The sequence below is a fragment of the Pseudomonas sp. SHLD1 genome (genome assembly GCF_028640935.1).
In the GTDB taxonomy this organism is placed as follows: Bacteria; Pseudomonadota; Gammaproteobacteria; order Pseudomonadales; family Pseudomonadaceae; genus Chryseomonas; species Chryseomonas aestiva.
On sequence record NZ_JAQZAD010000006.1, the window covers coordinates 249,343 to 266,489 of the forward strand.

The following is a 17,147-nucleotide window of genomic DNA, read 5'->3' on the forward strand; positions in this document are numbered from 1 at the left end:
ACCAAGGCGTCACACTTTTGCCAGAGGGTAACGGGGTATGTCTAATGCCGCTGTCGCCTGCCCTATGCCGTTCCGGCATGAGGTGTCCCGAAAGGGCCGCGCAGCATACAGGCACTGGCGCCTTGCACGCCAGGCATACAGAGGCGCCGCTCATCGCGGCGCCCCGTGCACGTCAGCCGTTGAAGGTGGCGGGATCGGGACCGAGGCGCTTGTCCTGATTCAGCCCGGCGATCTGCCGCAGGTCCTCGTCGTCCAGGGCGAAGTCGAAGATCTGCATGTTTTCTTCGATGCGCTTGGGCGTCTTGGATTTGGGGAAGATGATGTTGCCGAGCTGGATATGCCAGCGCAGTACCACCTGGGCCGGCGTCTTGCCGTGCTTGGTGGCCAGTTGCTGCAGTACCGGGCTGGCCAGCAGCTCGCCGCCCTGGGCCAGCGGACTCCAGGCTTCGGTGGCGATGCCCTTGTAGGTGTTGAAGTCGCGCAACTCCTGCTGCTGCAACAGCGGATGGCACTCGATCTGGTTGACCACCGGCACCACACCGGTCTCGGTCAGCAGGGTCTCGATATCGGCCTGGCGGAAGTTGGACACGCCGATGGACTTCACCCGACCCTGGTTGCGCAATTCGATCAGCGCCTTCCAGCTGTCGAGAAACAGGCCCTTTTCCGGCAGCGGCCAGTGGATCAGGTAGAGGTCGACATGCTCCAGGCCCAGCTTGGCCAGGCTGGTGTCGAAGGCGCGCAGGGCGCTGTCGTAGCCCTGGTCGGCATTCCACAGCTTGGTGGTGACGAACAGCTCGTCACGCGGCAGACCGGCCTGGGCGATGGCCTTGCCGACGCCTTCTTCGTTGCCGTAGATGGCGGCGGTATCTATGTGTCGATAGCCCAGGTCGAGGGCCGTCTTGACCACCTGGGCGGTCTCTTCGGCCGGAGTCTGCCAGACCCCCAGACCGAATTGCGGAATGTGGTGACCGTCGTTGAGCTGAAGACGGGTGATCGCGGACATGCGTCGCTCCTCTGGAATGAGTGGGATACCAGAGGTGTGACTGGTGGCGGTGGCCTTTTGCTCCCGATCAGTCGAGGCGCATGGCTTCGGGCACGCTGTAGCTTTCCACCCAGCCCAGCAGGGTACGGCCGTCCTGCTGCAGCTCGATGCGCTTCCAGCGCTGGAAGGAGCGGGTCTCGATCACCCGCACCTGAGTATCGCCGTCCAGCCGTACCAAGGTGTTGCGCGCGCGCTCGCGGCTACGGTCGTAGACGAAGGGCCACTTGAGGACATCGACCGGGCCGCGCAGCATCCAGCCCTGCCCTTCTTCGGCGAAGCGAAAGGACACACCGCCCTCGGCGCGGGCCAGGTTGCTGCCCAGCAGCAGTACGGACGCCACGAGCAGTGAGGGAAGGATACGGCGAAGGGTCGAAAGGACATTCGGGGTCATACTGGCCTCGTCTGTAGCACCAAAAAAAACAGCGCCCGAATCGGACGCTGCGAGGGTAGACCCTTTGGTGTGGCAAACGACTGCAGGCTTTGCCCGAGAATGCCAAATGGCCAGCATTCCCGAACGAAACCCTTGCCGCGATGATCAGGCCGCGCTGAACAGCTTGTGCGGATCGATGACGAATTTCTTCGGTACGCCCGCATCGAACTCGCTGTAGCCGCGCGGGGCCTCGTCCAGGGTGATTACCTGCACGCCGACGATGTCGGCGATCTTGATGCGATCCCACATGATGGCCTGCATCAGCTGGCGGTTGTACTTCATCACCGGGGTCTGGCCGGTGTGGAAGCTGTGGGACTTGGCCCAGCCCAGACCGAAGCGGATGCTCAGGGCACCCTGCTTGGCCGCGGCGTCGACCGCGCCCGGATCGTCGGTGACATAGAGACCGGGGATGCCGATCTTGCCAGCCACCCGCACGATGCCCATCAGCGAGTTCAGCACCGTGGCCGGGGCCTCGCTCTTGGCGCCTTCGTGACCATGGCCACGGGCTTCGAAGCCGACGGCATCGACGGCGCAATCCACTTCCGGCGTGCCCAGCAGCGCGGCGATCTGCTCGTGCAGCGGAGTATCCAGAGACAGGTCGGCGATCTCGAAACCCTGGGCCTTGGCGTGGGCCAGGCGCACCGGGTTGACGTCGCCGACGATGACCACCGCGGCGCCCAGCAGGCGGGCCGAGGCGGCAGCGGCCAGGCCCACGGGGCCGGCGCCGGCCACATAGACGCTGGTGCCCGGGCCGACGCCGGCGGTGACGGCGCCGTGGTAGCCGGTGGGCAGGATGTCGGACAGGCAGGTCAGGTCACGGATCTTTTCCATGGCCGCGTCGCGATTCGGCAGCTTGAGCAGGTTGAAGTCGGCATAGGGGACCAGCACGTATTCGGCCTGGCCACCGACCCAGCCGCCCATGTCGACGTAGCCGTAGGCACCGCCGGCGCGCGAGGGATTGACGGTCAGGCAGACGCCGGTGTCCTGCTCCTTGCAGGTGCGGCAGCGACCGCAGGCGACGTTGAAGGGCACCGAGACCAGATCGCCGACCTTGAGGGTCTCGACGTCGCGGCCCGCCTCGATGACTTCACCGGTGATCTCGTGGCCGAGAACCAGGCCTTCGGGGGCGGTGGTCCGGCCGCGCACCATGTGCTGGTCGGAACCACAGATGTTGGTGGAGACCACGCGCAGGATGACGCCGTGGTCGATACGCTTGCCCTGCGGGGTTTCCATCTTCGGGTAGGGAATGGTCTGCACCTCGACCTTGCCCGCGCCCAGATAGACGACGCCACGATTACCGGACATGTTGCACCTCGCTGTTGTTGTTGGACTGGCTCTAGCGGTTCGAGCCTAGTCTTCGCGAAGCACGGCGTCTGTGGGGATGGCGTTTTTGGTGATGCCGAGGTCGCCCTTGCAGGTCGGTCTGGCGAACCCGGTCACGCCGCCGGTGCGGGCGGCGTGACCGGTCGGGGTCAGGCGGGCGCCAGGGCGGCGGCGCGGCGCTCGCGGCTAAGCAGGTAGCAGCCGATGCCCACGCCCAGCAGGGCCAGCCCCATGACGTACCAGGCCGGGCCCAGCGGATGCTCCTTGAGCATCAGGGTGACGACCATGGGCGTTAGGCCGCCGAAAATGGCGTAGGCGACGTTGTAGGAGAACGACAGCCCCGAGAAGCGCACCTTGGGCGGGAAGGCCAGCACCATCACCCGCGGCACGCCGCCGATGACGCCGACCGCCGCACCGGCAAAGGCATAGAGCGGGAACAGCCACTCCGGATGGACCTTCAGACCGGCATAGAGCGCCCAGCTGGCCACTGCCAGGATCAGGCCACCGACGATGAACACCGGACCGCTGCCGAAGCGATCGGACAGGGCGCCGGAAACGATGCAGCCCAGGGTCAGGAAGACGATGGCCAGGCTGTTGGCCTTAAGCGCCATGGCGGCGGAGAAGCCGTACTGGGTTTGCAGCAGGGTCGGGGTCATGAGGATGACCACCACGATGCCGGCGGTGAGCATCCAGGTCAGCAGCATGGACAGGATCACGCTGCTGCGGTGGTCGCGCAGCACCGCCTTGAGCGGCACTTCCTCGGCCAGCGACTTGTGGATCGCCAGTTCGGCGAACACCGGCGTCTCGTGCAGCCAGCGGCGCAGATAGACCGAGAACAGGCCGAAGACGCCGCCGATCAGGAAGGGAAAGCGCCACGCGTAGTCGGCTACCTCCAGCGGAGTGAAGACGGTGTTGATCAGGGTCGCCATCAGCGAGCCGAGCAGGATGCCGAAGGTGAGGCCGGCGGTCAGGGTGCCGCAGGCATAGCCGACGTGCTTGCCGGGAACGTGTTCGGAGACGAACACCCAGGCGCCGGGCACCTCGCCGCCGATGGCCGCGCCCTGGATGATGCGCAGCACCAGCAGCAGGATCGGCGCGGCCACGCCGATCTGGGCGTAGGTGGGCATCAGGCCCATGCCCAGGGTCGGCAGCGCCATCATGAAGATGCTCAGGGTGAACATCTTTTTGCGCCCGAGCAGGTCACCGAAGTGGGCCATGATGATGCCGCCCAGCGGGCGCGCCAGGTAACCCGCGGCGAAGATGCCGAAAGTCTGCATCTGCCGCAGCCAGTCAGGCATGTCGGCGGGAAAGAACAGCTTCCCTACCACCGCAGCGAAGAAGACGAAGATGACGAAGTCGTAGAACTCTAGCGCACCGCCCAGGGCGGACAGCGAGAGGGTCTTGTAGTCGTTGCGGCCCAGAGGGCGCGACGTGAGTGGCGCGGCGGCGGATTGCAGTTTCATCGAGGATCCCGGACAAGAGAGGAGCGCAAAGGAAATTCGGCCTCTGGCATCCCTCCGGGTGTAGCGGACAAGACGCGGCCCCGAGTGACCGTCCGCCTGGGGCGGCTGGCAGGGATCGGGCGGGTCGCCGGATGGGCGCCGGACCTGCACCGCGCCGCCTGCGCTCTTGTGGAGCACGGCAGCAGCAGGTCTACCGATCATTACCTGATCATCGGACGTGCACGACCCTCTGGATTGCCTGGCCGTGCACGGTCTCCACGATAGCAAATCTGCAAGGAATTTCCGCTATTCATTCAGTGCCCATTCAGGGCCCATCTGCCGAGCTATGACTGTTCCATCCTGGTGCAAAAGCGGTCGAGCCGCCCTGCCCCAGGCGTTATACTGTAGCCCCCTAACGATCTCCACAGAGAGATTGGCAGCATTCTTGCGTGCAGATGCTGAACGTTACCTACCTATCCGGGCTCCCGAGGGCCCTGTCATGATCGAAGAGCTCGAACAAGAAGATCCCATCCCCCAGGGCGACCTGGCCATGCAGATCACCGCTCTGCCCCGCGAGACCAACGGCTTCGGCGACATCTACGGCGGCTGGCTGGTGGCCCAGATGGACCTGGCCGGCAGCGCCATGGCCAGTCGCCTGGCGGCTGGCCGCGTGGCCACGGTGGCCATCGACCGCATGGCCTTCATGACGCCGGTGCCCGTGGGCGCACAGCTCTCCTTCTATACCAACACCCTGGAGGTGGGCCGTAGCTCCATCCAGATCCTCATCGAGGTCTGGAGCGACGACCCCCTGTCCAGCGAATGGAGCAAGGTGACCGAGGCGGTGTTCGTCTTTGTCGCCATCGATGGCAGCGGTCGCACCCGGCCGTTGCCCGCGCGGCGCTAGCACCCGCCGGCCTTGCCGCTAGGGCTCCTGGGCCAGCGGCGTCTCTCGCACCTTGGTCGGCCGTCCGTGGCGAATGCCTTCGACCTGCTCCAACGCCTGCCGGACCTCGGCGGCGGTGGCCAGCAACCGATAATCGAGGGTGAAGTCGCGTGTGCCGCCGGCTTCGATCCGCGGCACCAGCCCCAGCGCCCGCTGCTGACTGCGGTTGTAGGAAAAGCTGGTTCCCGGTTCCAGGCCGGTGACATAGCCCTGGGCCTTGGCATCGGTGTTCTTCCACAGGGTGAAGACCGGCAGCTCCCGCACATTGAAAGCCAGCGCCACGCCCTGGTGGGCACTGTGATCGTGCAGTACCGCCAGGCTGCGCCCCTGATCGTCGCCCCAGGGGTAGAGGTTGTAGACCGTCTCGCCATAGCCCGGCATAGGCGCGCGATAGGCCTGCCATTCCCCCAGCTCCTGGCGTGCCCGCGCATCGAAGGGTGACATCTCCCGCACCGGAGCGGCGAACCGGGAGCCCTCGCCGAGCAGCGGCGGACCGAAATTGCTGTGATAGAGCACCTGGTACTCGGCGGTATGTGCCCCCTGGTTGGTCAGGCGGTCGTGCAGGGTGAAGCCGGTGGCCCCGGCCTGGGTCACCAGTTCGGTGTCGATGCGGAAGTTGGCCTGCTTGAAGGCCTCTTCGTGCAGCACGCCCTTGAGGCTGATGCGGTGCGGCGGCTGTTCGTCGATGGTCAGCACCACCTGGCTGGCCGGCAGGTAGCTGGCCCGGCCATGCAGGGTCAGCAGCTGCCCCCTGTCCATGCCCGGATGGCCGACCCACTCGAAGCCGGCGCGCGCCACCAGTTCGTTGAAGCCTTCCAGCCAGCCCAGGCCATTGCGACTTTCCAGGTTGACGAAGGCCGGATTGACCACCTCGCGTACCGGGGAATCCCAGCCCAGTCGCAGGGTGCCGGCCTGGGCGCGCAGGACGTTCATGCCGCGGGTCGCCACCACGGTGAGTTGCATAGCGCCGGTATCGATCTCGATCAGCACCGAGCCCTCCTGCCGCCCGCCACTCAGGCGGTGCACGCCGACGGTAAAGGCCAGGCCATCGCGCAGACCCAGGCGATCGCTGCTGATGCTCCAGTTCTGCACCGGCTTGTCGGGAGCGATGAGGGTGTATTCCCAGGCCGAGGCGCTGGCACTGGCAAGGAACAGGAGACAGCCAGACAACAGACGAGCACGGATCATGGAGTCCCTTGGCAGCGCGATCGCCTTGAGTCTAGACCAGCCTGGGCCAGGCTGCAGACCCTGCTCCAGACGCGTTCAGCGGCGCGAGACCCACCAATCCCGTATAGGTTTGTTCAAGGAAATCAAAGGAATGGGTAAAGACAACCTTTACCATTCAAACGACCGTTCGGTACTTGCCAGGGCAGCGATTTTTGCCGAGGATCGACTCGTCTCTACCACGGAGTGGACTCCATGAAACCTTCAGCCCTGTTCTTGTTGCTTGCCCTGGCGGGCGTTGCCCCGGCTTATGCGGGTAATACCGAAGCCGGACTCGGCGGCGCCGTGGGTGGCGTACTCGGCACTCTGGTCGGCCAGCAGGTCGGCGGCAGCACCGGTGCGGCCATCGGTGCCGGCGTGGGGGGTGCAGCAGGTGGTGTACTGGGCGCGGACCGTCGCAATCGTACCGAGGCCGCCCTTGGCGGTGGCCTGGGCGCCGCTGGCGGTAACGTGATCGGCAATCGGGTCGGTGGCAGCACCGGTGGCCTGGTTGGCGCGGCCCTGGGTGGCGGTGCCGGCAGTGCCCTGGGCAACAACCTGGGCGACAGCGGCCGCGACGACCGCCGCTATCGCGACCATCCCGGCAAGGGCTGGAAGCACGCCAAGCACCGACATAGAGGTTGGGACCGCTAACTAAAACGCCCGGCATTGCCGGGCGTTTTCTTGTGCGCTCGAGCCTACTGACCGAGATCGCGCAGGCGCTTGCCCTGCATCAGATTGCGTTCGATGCGCTCCAGGGTGACACCCTTGGTTTCCGGTACGAGCAGGAACACCAGGAAGATGAACACCACGTTCAGTCCGGCATAGATCCAGAAGGTGGTGCCCTGCCCCAGGGTGCCCAGCATGGTCAGGAAGGTGGCGCCGACGATCATGTTGGCGATCCAGTTGGTGAAGGTGGAGCAGCCGATGCCGAAGTCGCGACCCTTGAGCGGCTGGACTTCCGAGCACAGGGTCCAGATCAGCGGACCGGCCGACATGGCGAAGCCGACGATGAAGATCAGCAGCATGATCACGGTAAAGGTCTGCTGACCATGGCTCAGGTTGCCCATGCCGAGCATGGTGCCGACCACGCCCAGGCCCACGGCCATGACCACGAAGCCGGTATAGAGGATGGGTTTGCGGCCCCACTTGTCGACCAGGAAGATGGCGATGAAGGTGGCCAGCACGTTGGTCAGACCTACCGCAGCGGTAAACCACATCTGGGCGGCGGTATCGTAGCCCATGCCTTCGAAGATGCGCGGCGCGTAGTACATCACCACGTTCATGCCGGTGAACTGCTGCACCACCTGCAGCAGCACGCCCAGGCCCACCGAGCGGCGGAAGTTGGGATTCTCCTTGAACAGCGACCAGCCCTTTTGCGGGACCTTGAGCTGCTCTTCGATCTCGGCGACCTCCTGCTGGATGACCTTTTCGTCACCGCGCAGCCGGTGCAGGACCTTGATGGCCTCCTCGCGGCGACCCGCCATGATCAGCCAGCGCGGGCTGTCGGGCAGGGCGAAGACGCCGATCAGGAACAGCACCCCGGGGATGGCGATGATGCCGAGCATCCAGCGCCAGGCTTCGTAGTAGCTGAAGGCGGTGTTGGACAGGAAGGCGATCAGGATGCCGGCGGTGATCATCAGCTGGTACAGCGAGATCATCGAGCCGCGGATGTTTTCCGGAGCCACCTCGGCCAGGTACAGCGGCGCGGTGAAGGAGGCGATGCCGATGGCCAGGCCCAGCAGGAAGCGGGCGAAGATCAGCATGGTCGGCGAGGTGGCCAGGCCACAGAGGATCGAGCCGATCACGAACAGCACGGCGCCCAGCATCAGCGACTTCTTGCGACCCAGCTTGGCCGACAGCGAGCCGGCGCCGAGGGCGCCCAGGGCGGCACCGGCCATCATGCTGGAGACGATCCATTCGATCACCTGATCGGAGATCTGGAATTCCTGCTGGATGAATTTGGTGGCGCCGGAAATGACGCCGATGTCGAGGCCGAACATCAGACCGGCCAGGGCGGCCATCAGGCAGGCGAAGATCGCCTTGGGCTGGGCCTTCTCGGTGACGTGACCGTCGGCGTTGGTAGTGGTGTTGCTCATGACTGAGGCTCCTCGCTCGCCTTGTGGGCGATCTTGTTGTCGCGGGTCGTTCCGTATCCGCTTGTTACAGACCCGTCTGACGACCCTTGGTTCGGCCGGTGAGAGGCCCTTACCAGAGCCGCGCCGGCTGGGCGTTCACATAGGTGGCATAGAGCGAACCGCCGCCGGTGATGAACAGGCGATTGCCCTTGAGGCCGCCGAATTCGACGTTGGAGACGGTTTCCGGCAGGTGCAGGGTAGCCAGCGGCTGGCCGCTCGGGTTGAACACGCGCACGCTGTTCTGCTCGGCCGAGCCGGCCCAGCTGCACCAGAGATTGCCGTCGCTGTCGACGCGGAAGCCGTCGATCACGCCCTGCTCCTTGGCATCGATCAGCACCTCGCCACCACTCAGAGTGCCGTCATCCTTCAGCGTGAAGGCACGCAGGTGGTTGGGCTTGCCGGGATTGCCGCCGCCGGCGGTGTCGCTGATATAGAGCCGCTTGCCATCAGGCGCGAAGGCCAGGCCGTTGGGGCGGCCAAAATCCCCCGCCGCCACCGTGGCCTTGCCCTGGGGATCGATGCGATAGACGTTGGTGGGCAGCTCGAACTCCGCCTTGTGGCCCTCGTAGGCGCCGAGGATGCCGTAGCCCGGATCGGTGAACCAGATAGCGCCATCGGCGCCGACCACCACGTCATTGGGGGCGTTCAGCGGCTTGCCGTCGAAGCGGTCGAGCAGCACCGTGACGCTGCCGTTCAACTCGCGGCGGGTGACGCGGCGGCTGTCGTGCTCGCAGCTGATCAGCCGGCCCTCACGATCACGGGTATGGCCATTGGCGTTGTGGGACTGGTCGTCATAGACGCTGACGTGACCGTCGTCGGCGCTCCAGCGCATCACCCGGGCATTGGGGATGTCGCTGAACAGCAGGCAGCGCCAGTCGGCCATCCATACCGGCCCTTCGGTCCATAGACCACCGGACCAGAGGCGCTCGACGAAGGCATTGCCCAGACGGCCCTTGAAGGCCTGGTCGTGGATCTCCCAGGCGGGATCGGGCATGACGATGGGCGGCTTGCCCTCCCAGTTGCGGGAGAGACCGAACTTGTCGTCGGCCAGGGCGCGACTGGCGACCAGGCCGGCCGAGGCGGCCAGGGACACGCCAAGAAAGGTGCGGCGGGCGAGAGGCATGAGGAGACTCCTTTGTTGTCGTTATGGGTCCGGCAAGGCCGCTGGCAGAGCGCCTCCGCATCCAGGACGGGAGGCGCCTCCGGCGAGCGCTTCTTTAGTCGCCCTTATTCGGGCAGACGTTCCACCTTGCCCACCACCAGGCCATAGCAGAGGGCACCGACCAGCGCGGTCACGCCGATGAAGGCAATGGCCGGGGCGAAACTGCCGTCCTTGACCAGGAAGCCGATGACGATGGGCACGCAGATGGCCGAGAGGTTGCCGATGAAGTTGAACATCCCGCCGGTGAGGCCGATCAGTCGCTCCGGCGCCATGGCCGAGACCATCGACCAGGTGATGGACGCCAGGCCGTTGCCAAAGAAGGCCAGCGCCAGGCAGGCGATGATCAGGGCGGGCGAGTCGACGAAGTTGGCGCCGACGATGCTGGTGGAGATCAGCAGGCCGCCAATGATCGGCAGTTTGCGCGCCAGACCCACAGAGGCGCCGCGGCGGACCAGCCAGTCCGACAGCAGGCCCGAGCAGATCACGCCGAGGAAGGCAGCCAGGAACGGCAGCGAGGCGAGAAAGCCGGCCTTGATGAAGTCCATGCCGCGGTATTTCACTAGGTAGGTGGGGAACCAGGTGAGGAAGAACCAGAGGGTGGAGTTGAGGCAGAACTGCCCGATGTAGATGCCCCAGAGCTTGCGCTTGTTGAGCACGCTCCAGAGGTCACGCCACTGGAAGGCGGCGCGACTGCGATTCTTCTGCTCCAGATCGACCAGACCCCCACCTTCCTGGATCAGCGCGACCTCGGCGGCGTTGGCGCCGCGGAAATCCTTGGGTTCGCGATAGATCCCGTACCAGATGACCGCCCAGAGGAGGCCGACGCCGCCGGTGACGACAAAGACCATGTGCCAGCCAAAGGTCTGCTGCAGGTAGATCAGCACCGGGGTGAGAAAGGCCAGGCCGACGAACTGGCCGGAGGTATAGAAGCCGATGGCGGTGGCCCGCTCGCGCTCGGGAAACCAGGTGGTGACCACCCGGTTGTTGATCGGATAGGCCGGTGCCTCCAGGGCGCCCACGGCGAGACGCAGGATGATCAGGCCGATGAAGCTGCCGACGAAACCCAGGCCGATGGTGGCCAGCGACCAGAGCGCAATGGCCACTGGATAGAGAATGCGCGGGGCGACCTTGTCCACCAGCCAGCCGCCGGGGATCTGCATGGCGGCGTAGGTCCAGCCGAAGGCCGAGAGGATCAGCCCCATGTGCACCGGCTCGATGCCCAGGTCCTGGGCCAGGTGCGGAGCGGCGATGGAGAGGTTGCTGCGGTCGAGGTAGTTGATCACCACGGTGACGAACAGCAGCGTCATGATGAAGAAGCGTGCCCGGCTGGGCTTGGCCAGGGTCGGCGCGGCCGCGGCTGCCGCCGGGGCGGCGTGGGTAGGGGTTGGCATGGCTCGGGTCCTGTAATTGACGTTGTGGCGAGCGTTGTTGCTGTCTGGGGTTCGGGGCGCCGCGGCGGCCCTCACCCTGGCCCTCTCCCAGCGGGAGAGGGGATGGTCGGTGCGGTAGTCTTACCCCGCGCTCCTGCTCCTGCTCCCTCTTCCCTCGGGAGAGGGTTGGGGTAAGGGAGCAGCGGCGCCAATCTTCGAAAGCAACGCGTCGCGAGCGCAGGCGGAGCAAGGCGAAAGCCGGTGAGAAAGCGGAGTGCACATCAAGTGCATGAGCATTTCGAACCGGCTTTCAACGCCGCTCCGGCAAGCGCAGCAGCGTTGAATCGAAGAGTTACCACTCGGCGAAACTGCCGTCCTTGTGCCGCCAGATCGGGTTGCGCCAGCGATGGCCGATGGCGGCTTGTTCCTTGACGTATTCCTCGTTGACCTCGACGCCCAACCCCGGCCCCTGGGGAATCTTCACGTGGCCATCGGCGTAGTCGAACACCTCGGGATTCTTGATGTAGTCCAGCAGGTCGTTGCCCTGGTTGTAGTGGATGCCCAGGCTCTGCTCCTGGATGAAGGCGTTGTAGCAGTTGGCGTCCAGCTGCAGGTTGACCGCCAGGGCGATGGGGCCGAGCGGGCAATGCAGGGCGATGGCGACGTCGTAGGCCTCGGCCATGTTGGCGATCTTGCGCGTCTCGGTGATGCCACCGGCATGGGACGGATCCGGCTGCAGGATGTCGACGTAGCCTTCCTGGAGGATGCGCTTGAAGTCCCAGCGCGAGTACAGCCGCTCGCCCAGGGCGATGGGCGTGTTGCTCATCAGGGCGATCTCCTTGAGCGCCTCGTGGTGCTCGCTGAGCACCGGCTCCTCGATGAACATCAGGCGGAACTGCTCCAGCTCCTTGACCAGCACCTTGGCCATGGGCTTGTGCACCCGGCCATGGAAGTCCACGCCGATGCCGAAGTGCGGGCCGCAGGCGTCGCGGATGGCAGCGACGTTGGCGATCACCTGGTCGACCTTGTCGTAGGTGTCGACGAACTGCATCTCTTCGCTGGCATTCATCTTGATCGCGGTAAAGCCCTTGGCCTGGCGCTCCAGCGCCTGGGCCGCGGTCTCCGCCGGGCGATCACCGCCGATCCAGGAATAGACGCGGATGCTGTCGCGCACCTGGCCGCCGAGCAGTTCGTGCACCGGGACGCCCAGGGCCTTGCCCTTGATGTCCCACAGCGCCTGGTCGATGCCGGCCAGGGCGCTCATGTGGATGCCACCGCCGCGATAGAAGCCGCCGCGGTAGAGCACCGTCCAGTGGTCTTCGATGTTGCGCGGGTCCTTGCCGATCAGGTAGTCGGCCAGCTCCTCGACCGCCGCCGCCACGCTGTGGGCGCGGCCTTCCAGCACGGGTTCGCCCCAGCCGTGGATGCCCTCGTCGGTCTCGATCTTGAGAAAGCACCAGCGCGGCGGGACGACATAGGTGGTGAGTTTGGTGATCTTCATCGTGTGGGAATCTCGACTGTAATTATTGGGATCGAGGGATCAGGCGCCCTTGGTAGCCTGCCACCCCGCCGCGAAGGCCTGGGCGTTGGCACTTACCTGGGCAGCGCTCAGGCCCGGCTTGTACAGCGCAGAGCCAAGGCCGAAGCCGTTGGCGCCGGCGGCCACGTAGGGGCCCATGTTGTCGGGCGTGATGCCGCCCACCGGCAAGAGCGCCAGCTCCTTGGGGAACACTGCGCGCCAGGCCTTCACCACCGCCGGACCGAGTTGCTCGGCGGGAAACAGCTTGAGGCTGTCGGCGCCGGCGTCGAGGGCGGCGAAACCTTCCGACGGGGTGGCCACGCCCGGGGCACTGACCAGGCCGGCGGCCTTGCTGGCGCGAATCACCGCCAGGTTGGCATTGGGCGAGACGATCAGGCGGCCACCGGCGGCGTCCACCTCGGCCACCTGGGCCTCGGTGAGCACGGTGCCGGCGCCGATCAGGCAGCTTTCGCCCAGTTCGGCGGTGAGCCGGCGGATGCTCTCGAAGGGCTGCGGCGAGTTGAGCGGGATCTCGATGACGCGAAAGCCGGCGTCATAGAGGGCTCGGCCGACCGCGACGATCTCGTCCGGGGTGACGCCGCGCAGGATGGCGATCAGCGGCAGGTCCTTGAGATAGGTATCAAGCATGGGAGCCTCCAGAAGTGGGGAGCAGGCCGGCGGCCTGGGCCAGGCGCCAGAGCCCGGCCCGGGTGGCCTGCTCCAGCAGGCGGACCTGGTGGATGTCGAACAGCGCCAGGGCGTCGCGATAGCGCTGGCAGAGCGCCGCGTCGCCGATCAGCACCAGCGGTGGACAGGGGGCGCCCGCGAGGGCGGCGACCTGGCTGCGCAGCTCTTCGCCGATCAGCAGGCCGGAGAGGTAGTCGAGGCTGTGCGCCGCGCCCAGGTCGCCGGCCAGGAACCGGCTGCGGGCGGTGAAGAGGCGGCCGAACAGACCCTCGGCGCCGGCATCGCGGGCGGTGGTGAGGCCCAGGCGGAAGGCTTCGGCGCTGGCGGCGGGCCCCGCCTCGCTGGCCGGACGCCCCAGGATGGAGTGGTCGCGCAGCACGGCGAACAATTCGCCGGTCATGTAGGTGGCGAAATCGGTCAGGCGACCGTCTCGTACCCGCACCCACTTGCTGTGGGTACCGGGCAGCACCAGCAGGGCTTCGGCGGCCAGGTCCGGCTCCAGTTCGAGGGCGCCGAACACCTGGGTCTCCTCGCCGCGCAGGACATTGGGCAAGGCGCCGCGCTGCATCACCCCGGGGACCAGGTGGAGTTCGCCGCAGCCCGTGTCCAGGCGCAGCAGGCCGGCGGCCAGGCTGTGTACGTCGGCCGGGCAGTCTGCATAGGGCACCTCGCGCCAGCCGCCGCGGCTGCCGACCATGCCGCAGGCGATGGCGGGCAGGTCCGGCTGAGCCTCGCGCCAGTCGCCCACCAGGGTGCGATAGGCCGCGGCGAAGTCACCGTCGGGCACGTGCATGATGCCCCAGGGGCGGCTGCGGGTTTCCAGCACGGCGCCTTGGGCGTCGAACAGCTGGGCCCGCAGGGACGAGGTGCCCCAGTCGAGGCCGATGAGGTGTGGGGTGGCGGTCATGCAGGACTCCAGCCGAGTTCGCGGGAAATGGCCCGGGCGCAGGCAGTGACCTCGGGCTGCAGTTCATGCAGCCGCGCCTCGGGCATGTAGGGGATGGCACTGGCCACGCTCAGGGCCGCGACGATGGCGCCATCGGCGCTGCGGATGGGTGCGGCCACGCAGCGGATGCCCAATTCGTTCTCTTCTAGATCCAGGGCATAGCCCTCGGCGGCGTGGCGCCGCAGCCGCGCGCAATAGTCCGCCCAGGGCAGGAAGTCCTCGCGCAGGCCGGGCTGACCGGTCCGCCGGGTCACGCCCTCGCCATAGAGGGCCTCCCATTCGCCCTCGGCGAGATCGAGCATCAGCGCCTTGCCGACCCCGGTCAGCGCCAGCGGCATGCGCAGGCCGACGCGGGATCTCATCTCCAGGCCCCGGCTGCCCGGCAGCTTGTCGAGATAGAGCACATCGCCGCCCTCGCGCACGCCGAGGTGCACGGTGTCGCCACAGTGCTGGGCCAGGCGTTGCAGATGGGGCCGGGCCACACCGGTCAGCGGTAGTTGCTCGCGGGCCTGGTAGCCGAGGGCGATGAGATGGCTGCCCAGGATCAGCCGCCCGCCGTCATGGCGCAGATAGCCGGCCTGGGTCAGGGCAGCGACCAGCCGATGGGTGGTGCTGCGGGTGCAGCCGATGGCGGCGCCGACCTGGGCCAGGCTGTCGGCCCCGGCGGCCACGGCTTCGAGCACGGCCAGGCCGCGAAACAGGGCCTGGGCCCCACTGGGCGCTTCGCCCTTGTTGGAATTGTTGTCGTTCATGGCCTTCACTCTAGAAGCCTCGTCGGTAAATCTCAATATGTGATACGTCATCCCATATTGTGGGATGAAAGTTAGATATGACAGCCTTGTCACATAGCTGCAATATTGGCGCTATCTAATGCACGGCACATTGCAAGGACTCGAGAGGCAGAGCGCTCCATGACGGGTAAATCCATCCTGATCGTCGACGATGAGGCGCCCATTCGCGAGATGATCGCCGTGGCCCTGGAAATGGCAGGCTATGAATGCCTGGAGGCGGACAACAGCAAGGACGCCCACGCCCTGATCGTCGATCGCAAGCCCGATCTCATCCTGCTCGACTGGATGCTGCCCGGCACTTCCGGCCTGGAACTGGCCCGCCGCCTCAAGCGCGACGAGCTGACCGACGCCATCCCCATCATCATGCTCACGGCGAAGGGCGACGAGGACAACAAGGTCCAGGGGCTGGAAACCGGCGCCGACGACTACATCACTAAGCCCTTCTCGCCCCGCGAACTGGTGGCGCGCCTGAAAGCCGTGCTGCGCCGTACCGGCCACATGGAGAGCGACGGTCCGCTGGAGGTCAACGGCCTGATACTCGATCCGATCAGCCACCGGGTGACCATCGACGGCGCCCCCGCCGAGATGGGTCCCACCGAGTACCGGCTGCTGCAGTTCTTCATGACCCACCAGGAACGCGCCTACACCCGCGGCCAGTTGCTGGATCAGGTATGGGGCGGCAACGTCTATGTCGAGGAACGCACCGTGGACGTGCACATCCGCCGCCTGCGCAAGGCCCTCGGCGAGACCTACGAGAACCTGGTACAGACGGTGCGCGGCACCGGGTATCGCTTTTCCACCAAACTCTGACGCGGGATCACCGCCGCCGTGAACATCAACTGGCGCTCCCGCCTGGCCACCCAGCTGTCGACCGTGGTCGCCGGCTGCGCCCTGGCCGGCTGGCTCTTCGGCCATGTCGGGCTGGCGGTGGCTCTGGGACTGGCGGGCTATCTGGCGGTCACTCTGAGGCACCTGCTGCGCCTGCACGCCTGGCTGCTGAGCGAGGCCCCGGGCGCACCGCCGGAAGCCGAGGGGCTATGGGGCGAGGTGCTCGACCGGCTCTATCGTCGCCAGCGCCACGAACAGCGTCAGCGCGAGGAATTGCTCGCCGTCATCGGTCGCGCCCAGGCCTCCACCGAGGCCCTGCGCGACGCCATCATCCTGGTGGATCGCCACGGCAACCTGGAGTGGTGGAATCGCGCCGCGGAAACCCTGCTCGGCCTGCGCCAGCCTCAGGACCTCGGCCAGCCCATCACCAACCTGGTGCGCCATCCGCGCTTTTCCAGCTACTTTCTCGGCGGCGACTACGGCGAGCCGCTGGAACTGGCCTCGCCGCTCAACGACGATGAATACCTGCACATCCTGGTCACCCGCTTCGGCGAGGGCGATCGGCTGCTGCTGGTGCGCGACGTGACCCGTCTCCACCAGCTGGAACAGATGCGCAAGGATTTCGTCGCCAACGTCTCCCACGAGTTGCGCACCCCGCTAACGGTCATCACCGGCTACCTGGAGACCCTGCTGGACAACGCCGACCACGCCACCCCGCGCTGGCGGCGGGCGCTGGGGCAGATGCAGCAGCAGGCCGGACGCATGCAGCACACCATCGACGACCTGCTGCTGCTGGCGCGCCTGGAAGCCACCGACTATCCCGCCGACAACCGCCCGGTAGCTCTGGAGCCGCTGCTCGCCTCCATCCTGCAGGACGGCCGCGCCCTGTCCGGCACCATTGGCCACCGGCTGAGCCTGGAGTGCGAACCGGGCCTGGCGCTGCTGGGCAGCGAGACCGAATTGCGCAGCTGCTTTTCCAACCTGGTGTTCAATGCGGTCAAGTACAGTCCCGGGGGCGGCGAGGTGCGGGTGCGCGCCTGGCAGGACACCGAAGGCGCCCACGTCGCGGTGCAGGACAATGGACCCGGCATCGACGCCCGCCACCTGCCGCGCCTGACCGAGCGCTTCTATCGCCTCGACGCCAGCCGCGCCTCCAGCACCGGCGGCACCGGCCTGGGCCTGGCCATCGTCAAGCACGTGCTGATCCGCCATCGCGGCGGCCTGGACATCCACAGCGTGCCCGGCGAAGGCAGCTGCTTCACCTGCGATTTCCAGCCCGAACAGATCGCCCAGCGCACCGCCGCCTCGGCCTGAGCCGCCCCC

16 protein-coding genes are annotated in these 17,147 nt (G+C 66.5%); 4 read left to right on the plus strand and 12 right to left on the minus strand.

Features of this window, described 5'->3' with window-relative positions; all coding sequences use genetic code 11:
• Positions 1-172 precede the first annotated feature (172 nt).
• From PVZ77_RS01160 to PVZ77_RS01175, 4 genes are all read right to left on the minus strand, one after another.
• A complete protein-coding gene (locus PVZ77_RS01160; RefSeq protein WP_273805638.1) occupies positions 173-1,003 on the minus strand; it encodes an aldo/keto reductase in 831 nt (276 codons plus the stop codon).
• A gap of 67 nt (positions 1,004-1,070) precedes the next feature.
• Entirely contained in the window at positions 1,071-1,433 is a 363-nt protein-coding gene (locus PVZ77_RS01165) for a hypothetical protein (protein ID WP_273805637.1), read from the minus strand.
• 144 nt (positions 1,434-1,577) lie between these two features.
• Positions 1,578-2,777, minus strand: a complete 1,200-nt coding sequence (gene fdhA / locus PVZ77_RS01170) for a formaldehyde dehydrogenase, glutathione-independent (RefSeq protein WP_133860026.1) — start codon at positions 2,775-2,777, stop codon at positions 1,578-1,580.
• Positions 2,778-2,944: 167 nt separating this feature from the next.
• A complete protein-coding gene (locus PVZ77_RS01175) occupies positions 2,945-4,258 on the minus strand; it encodes an MFS transporter (protein WP_273805636.1) in 1,314 nt (437 codons plus the stop codon).
• A gap of 481 nt (positions 4,259-4,739) precedes the next feature.
• On the opposite strand from PVZ77_RS01175, the gene PVZ77_RS01180 reads away from it, so the two are divergent.
• Complete coding sequence (locus tag PVZ77_RS01180; protein WP_026083995.1) at positions 4,740-5,141, plus strand: acyl-CoA thioesterase; 402 nt, start codon at positions 4,740-4,742, stop codon at positions 5,139-5,141.
• An 18-nt stretch (positions 5,142-5,159) separates the two neighbouring features.
• On the opposite strand, the gene PVZ77_RS01185 is transcribed toward PVZ77_RS01180, so the two are convergent.
• Positions 5,160-6,368: an aldose 1-epimerase family protein gene (locus PVZ77_RS01185; protein ID WP_273805635.1), complete on the minus strand. Its 1,209-nt coding sequence runs from the start codon at positions 6,366-6,368 to the stop codon at positions 5,160-5,162.
• Positions 6,369-6,599: 231 nt separating this feature from the next.
• Here PVZ77_RS01185 and PVZ77_RS01190 point away from each other — a divergent pair, with 231 nt between their 5' ends.
• A complete protein-coding gene (locus PVZ77_RS01190; RefSeq protein WP_273805634.1) occupies positions 6,600-7,037 on the plus strand; it encodes a hypothetical protein in 438 nt (145 codons plus the stop codon).
• Between the two features lie 44 nt (positions 7,038-7,081).
• Here the strand turns inward: PVZ77_RS01190 and PVZ77_RS01195 are convergent, their stop codons facing one another.
• From PVZ77_RS01195 to PVZ77_RS01225, 7 genes are all read right to left on the minus strand, one after another.
• Positions 7,082-8,482 carry a sugar porter family MFS transporter gene (locus tag PVZ77_RS01195; protein WP_133860029.1) on the minus strand — a complete coding sequence of 467 codons (1,401 nt, stop codon included), beginning with the start codon at positions 8,480-8,482 and terminating at the stop codon, positions 7,082-7,084.
• A 109-nt stretch (positions 8,483-8,591) separates the two neighbouring features.
• Complete coding sequence (locus PVZ77_RS01200) at positions 8,592-9,644, minus strand: SMP-30/gluconolactonase/LRE family protein (RefSeq protein WP_273805633.1); 1,053 nt, start codon at positions 9,642-9,644, stop codon at positions 8,592-8,594.
• Between the two features lie 104 nt (positions 9,645-9,748).
• Entirely contained in the window at positions 9,749-11,074 is a 1,326-nt protein-coding gene (locus PVZ77_RS01205; RefSeq protein ID WP_273805632.1) for an MFS transporter, read from the minus strand.
• A 331-nt stretch (positions 11,075-11,405) separates the two neighbouring features.
• Positions 11,406-12,554, minus strand: coding sequence for a galactonate dehydratase (gene dgoD, locus PVZ77_RS01210; RefSeq protein WP_183632456.1), 1,149 nt, complete (start codon positions 12,552-12,554; stop codon positions 11,406-11,408).
• Between the two features lie 39 nt (positions 12,555-12,593).
• Positions 12,594-13,220, minus strand: a complete 627-nt coding sequence (locus tag PVZ77_RS01215) for a 2-dehydro-3-deoxy-6-phosphogalactonate aldolase (protein ID WP_273805631.1) — start codon at positions 13,218-13,220, stop codon at positions 12,594-12,596.
• A complete protein-coding gene (locus PVZ77_RS01220; RefSeq protein ID WP_273805630.1) occupies positions 13,213-14,166 on the minus strand; it encodes a 2-dehydro-3-deoxygalactonokinase in 954 nt (317 codons plus the stop codon). The genes PVZ77_RS01215 and PVZ77_RS01220 overlap by 8 nt, the downstream gene beginning before the upstream one ends.
• Positions 14,163-14,957 carry an IclR family transcriptional regulator gene (locus PVZ77_RS01225; RefSeq protein WP_273805629.1) on the minus strand — a complete coding sequence of 265 codons (795 nt, stop codon included), beginning with the start codon at positions 14,955-14,957 and terminating at the stop codon, positions 14,163-14,165. The genes PVZ77_RS01220 and PVZ77_RS01225 overlap by 4 nt, the downstream gene beginning before the upstream one ends.
• Positions 14,958-15,116: 159 nt before the next feature.
• On the opposite strand from PVZ77_RS01225, the gene phoB reads away from it, so the two are divergent.
• Together phoB and phoR are read left to right on the plus strand one after the other, a co-directional pair.
• On the plus strand, positions 15,117-15,806 hold the full coding sequence (phoB, locus tag PVZ77_RS01230) for a phosphate regulon transcriptional regulator PhoB (protein ID WP_133860036.1): 690 nt from the start codon (positions 15,117-15,119) through the stop codon (positions 15,804-15,806).
• Between the two features lie 18 nt (positions 15,807-15,824).
• Positions 15,825-17,138: a phosphate regulon sensor histidine kinase PhoR gene (phoR, locus tag PVZ77_RS01235; protein ID WP_273805628.1), complete on the plus strand. Its 1,314-nt coding sequence runs from the start codon at positions 15,825-15,827 to the stop codon at positions 17,136-17,138.
• Positions 17,139-17,147: the final 9 nt, after the last annotated feature.